The sequence below is a fragment of the Aquabacterium sp. genome (assembly GCF_021768455.1).
In the GTDB taxonomy this organism is placed as follows: Bacteria; Pseudomonadota; Gammaproteobacteria; order Burkholderiales; family Burkholderiaceae_C; genus Aquabacterium.
The window spans coordinates 1-1,862 of record NZ_JAIZVX010000279.1 but is presented as its reverse complement, the minus strand read 5'-3'; the positions used below and the strand labels follow the sequence as shown (position 1 = coordinate 1,862).

4 protein-coding genes are annotated in these 1,862 nt (G+C 67.5%); 3 read left to right on the top strand and 1 reads right to left on the bottom strand.

Features of this window, described 5'->3' with window-relative positions; genetic code table 11:
- The 3 genes from QZ994_RS19735 to gph form a co-directional block, all read left to right on the top strand.
- Window positions 1-182: helix-turn-helix domain-containing protein (locus tag QZ994_RS19735; RefSeq protein ID WP_290877765.1), on the top strand; the 182-nt coding region annotated here is incomplete at its 5' end.
- A 57-nt stretch (window positions 183-239) separates the two neighbouring features.
- Window positions 240-950, top strand: coding sequence for a bifunctional 2-polyprenyl-6-hydroxyphenol methylase/3-demethylubiquinol 3-O-methyltransferase UbiG (gene ubiG / locus QZ994_RS19730; protein ID WP_290877763.1), 711 nt, complete (start codon window positions 240-242; stop codon window positions 948-950).
- Window positions 947-1,660 carry a phosphoglycolate phosphatase gene (gph, locus tag QZ994_RS19725; RefSeq protein ID WP_290877761.1) on the top strand — a complete coding sequence of 238 codons (714 nt, stop codon included), beginning with the start codon at window positions 947-949 and terminating at the stop codon, window positions 1,658-1,660. The genes ubiG and gph overlap by 4 nt, the downstream gene beginning before the upstream one ends.
- An 88-nt stretch (window positions 1,661-1,748) precedes the next feature.
- Here the strand turns inward: gph and QZ994_RS19720 are convergent.
- Window positions 1,749-1,862, bottom strand: a 114-nt coding sequence (locus QZ994_RS19720; RefSeq protein ID WP_290877768.1) for a hypothetical protein, incomplete at its 5' end; no start/stop codon positions are given.

Genomic DNA, 1,862 nt, shown 5'->3' with positions numbered 1-1,862 from the left:
GCCTCCAGGCCCTGCTGCCCCCCGGCGGCGAAGGCCCTGGCGAAATCAACCTGCGCCGCCTCTCCGACAGCGCCATCGAACGTGCCATCCAGGCCTCCGGTGGCAACATGTCGGAGGCCGCCCGCAAGCTGGGCATCAGCCGCAACACGCTCTACCGCCGCATCAAACAAACGGCATCCTGACGTCAGATGCGGGCCCATGGCAGCAGCCCGGGCCCGCCTCGGGTTAGCATCTCGCCCATGAGCAACGCCGACCCCCAAGAACTCGCCAAATTCAGCGAACTGGCCCACCGCTGGTGGGATCCGGAGAGCGAATTCCGCCCCCTGCACCAGATCAACCCCCTGCGCCTGGACTGGATCGACCAGCTCGCCGCCATCAAGGGCAAGAACGTGGTGGACGTGGGTTGTGGTGGCGGCATCCTCGCCGAATCGATGGCGCGCAAGGGCGCCGACGTTCTGGGCGTTGACCTGGCAGACCGCCCGCTCAAGGTGGCCCAGCTGCACGCCATGGAAGCCGGCCTGCCCAACATCGCCTACCGCAGCGTCTCTGCCGAAGACCTCGCCGCCGAACAGCCCGGTCACTTCGACGTGGTCACCTGCATGGAAATGCTGGAACACGTCCCCGACCCGTCCTCCATCGTGCGCGCCTGCTACACCATGGCCAAACCGGGCGCCTGGGTGTTTTTCTCGACCCTGAACCGCAACCCCAAGTCCTACCTGTTTGCCATCCTGGGCGCCGAGTACATCCTCAAGCTGCTGCCCAAGGGCACGCACGAATTTGGCCGCTTCATCCGCCCGGCCGAACTCACCCGCTGGATCCGCGAAGCCGGCCTGAACCCCGTCCAGTTCAAAGGCATGGGCTACAACCTGCTGACCCAGCAATACAGCCTCAACGAAGACACCAGCGTCAACTACCTCGTGGCCTGTCGCAAGCCCCTGAGCGCACCATGAGCAACGCCGCCCTTCGCCCCGGCCCGCATGAGGTCAGCCGCATCCGCTGGAGCGAGCCGCCTCAGGCCATCCTGTTCGACCTCGACGGCACCCTGGCAGACACCGCGGGCGACCTGGGCGGCGCGCTCAACCACCTGCGGGTGGCCCGCGGCCTGCCGCCCATGCCCCTGGAGGAGTTGCGTCCCTATGCCTCGGCGGGTGCACGCGGCCTGATTGGCGTCGGCCTGAACATCCACCCTGGGCACGACGAATTCGAAACCCTGCGCCTGGGCTTCCTCGCCGCCTACAGCCACTGCCTGGCGGACACCACGGTGCTGTTCGACGGCTTTGCCGAGGTGCTCGACGCCATCGAAGCCGCCGGGCTGCAGTGGGGCGTGGTCACCAACAAACCGCACCGCTTCACCTTGCCCGTGATGGACGGCCTGGGACTCACCCAGCGCGCCGCCGTCATCGTCAGCGGTGACACCACCGCACAGGCCAAACCCCACCCCCTGCCCCTGCTAACGGCCTGCGAGCAGATCGGCGTGGCGCCTGCCCGCACCCTGTACGTGGGAGACGACCTCCGCGACATCCAGGCGGCCATTGCGGCCGGCATGCCCAGCGCTGCGGTGCGCTGGGGCTACATCGGCCACAACGGTGACATCGCCGACTGGGGCGCCGACGTGATCGCCGCCCATCCCCGTGACCTGCTGGGACACCTGGGCCTCTGACCCTGGCCACCACCAGCATGAAAAAAGCCTCCGCATGCGGAGGCTTTTTTGTTCAGCGCCCGGCCCAGGCCAGGCGCGCCGTGCGGGATCAGGCCGGTGAGCGACCGTAGTTGTCCTGGAAGCGCACGATGTCGTCCTCACCCAGGTAGCTGCCCGATTGCACCTCGATGATTTCCAGCGGGATCGCGCCCGGGTTCACCAG